The organism is Paraburkholderia sp. NMBU_R16 (genome assembly GCF_013282575.1).
GTDB lineage: Bacteria > Pseudomonadota > Gammaproteobacteria > Burkholderiales > Burkholderiaceae > Trinickia.
In genome coordinates this window covers 1-1,841 of the sequence record NZ_JAAAYE010000170.1, presented here as the reverse complement: position 1 = coordinate 1,841, position 1,841 = coordinate 1, and the positions used below count along the sequence as shown (strand labels likewise).

The window sequence follows — 1,841 nt, the reverse complement described above, 5'->3', positions numbered from 1 at the left end:
CGATCGGTGTGGCGGTGCTCAACCGCATGCTGGCCGCCGCACGCCCGAACTCCGTGCGCTGTAAGGTTCATGCCGCATAACCTGTGGGGAAAGGGGCGCATTGCACACTGCTCCGCCTCCATGCACCGACGCCCCGGATCACACGAAAACTAGCCTGTAAATCCCATCAATCCCAGCCCATCGGTGGCGGAGTTCCGGCTTACCGGTTTGAAATCGTCGTTCGATACTGTTCGCTTAAAAAGCTGCCCGCGGCCAAACCGACCTGATCGAGTAAAATCCACGCACGTTAAGGATGCAGCGTCTTTGGCGGACTTAATGAAATCTTCAAGCATTGCTTGCTTTGAGCTTGAGTCTCGACCGCAGATTGTTTTGATATAAAAATCGAAATGGCAGATTCTAAGTGTTTTAATTGACCCACTCTTTTTGAATGCATCACAATATTGAACAAAATCGTCTTTGCTGTTGGGTTCGATTGATATTTCCAGTTCCAGGAGGCTTGAGCTTGATTTAACTAGCTCTTTAAATTCATCGGGGGTAACCAGGGTATTAGGCAACCGAAGACTTCTCAATGTGCCGCTTTCTTTTGTCGCTGCGGCAATAAGCCTGGCGCGGTCTGACTTTTTGTTGAAATTAACATGATTCATATGGAGATCTTGTATTATGCTATCTTTCTTTTCGAGCGCTTGAAGAAGGTACTCCGCCTCGCCGTCATCGACGCTCCACTGGCGGCCATTTTCGCCGTAGTTATACCCACACCTCGAGACATTATTTTTCATAATATTCTCTGACCAGCACTGCATCACCGCCACGCCTACCTCATCATCTAACCGAGGTACGCAAAGTGCAAAATCAATCCGGAGATCGCGGCTCCCGTTTTTCCGTAGATTTGTTAGTGGAGCATTGAGTTTGTCGGGTGCAAAATGATGGTAGGCTAGACCATCTCCAAAGCCTCGAAAGGAATGCTCCATTTCTGCGCCTGTTGCCCAATCGGCATTTAGAGTTAGACTCACGCGCTTTGTTTTTGTCAGCGTTTTTCGTTCAAGATTCGCAATGCAGGGCAAGACCGCACTCATCAATTTTTGATCATATGGAAAATTTAAATGGGGTGTTATCTCGACAAGCTTTGATAGTTGCGCCTCTATGAGGGGTTGAGCAGAGTTTTTAACCGGTGCCAGATACTTTTCCGCGAGCTCGCGTGAGAGTGTCGGATCGTTGCCAAACCGAAGTTCAACAGCCTCGAGGAAGTTGCGGTGCGTCGCACGCAGTTTCAACAGTTCATCGAGGTCATCTTTGTGCTGGACAATTTGGAGACACACGTCTAGGACGGGCACCACCTGTTCTGGCGCGTGCGGTTGCGCGCGGGTGGTCCGAGCGGACGCGCTTGAGGGGGATTTAGCCAGGTTGGTCAGTTTATCGAGCTGCGGGCTCGTCACGTGCATCCTCGTATCCTGAGCAGATGTCGGGGTTCCCGGGCGCGTATTGGATTCGTGATCCGGCTCATGAGCGCGTGAAGAAAAACAAGGTAAACATGAAATTCGCATATCAAATCCTCAAGTGAATGAGTAACAATTTGATAGAATTTGAGTAGACTTCTCATAACGATGGCGAAGATCTGCTGCGTGTTCTGAATTGAATCTGCGGCGAGGTTAAAAACCAACAACTGGTTGCTAGTTATTCGATGGGCGTTGGTGCACGGATAGGCAAACGAAAGACAGGAGTAATAGAATCGCGGTCCGTCCTGCTGGAAGCCCATGCATGCCCCACAAGCACAACGCCGCGCGCCGGCATGACATCCCGAAGATGGCCCATCGGGTGACGAACTGGCCCGAGTATGAAGCGGG

At 50.3% G+C, this 1,841-nt stretch carries 1 protein-coding gene; it reads right to left on the bottom strand.

Features of this window, described 5'->3' with window-relative positions:
• Positions 1-149 precede the first annotated feature (149 nt).
• Positions 150-1,433 carry a hypothetical protein gene (locus tag GWC77_RS27525; RefSeq protein ID WP_173262588.1) on the bottom strand — a complete coding sequence of 428 codons (1,284 nt, stop codon included), beginning with the start codon at positions 1,431-1,433 and terminating at the stop codon, positions 150-152.
• Between the last annotated feature and the right edge of the window lie 408 nt (positions 1,434-1,841).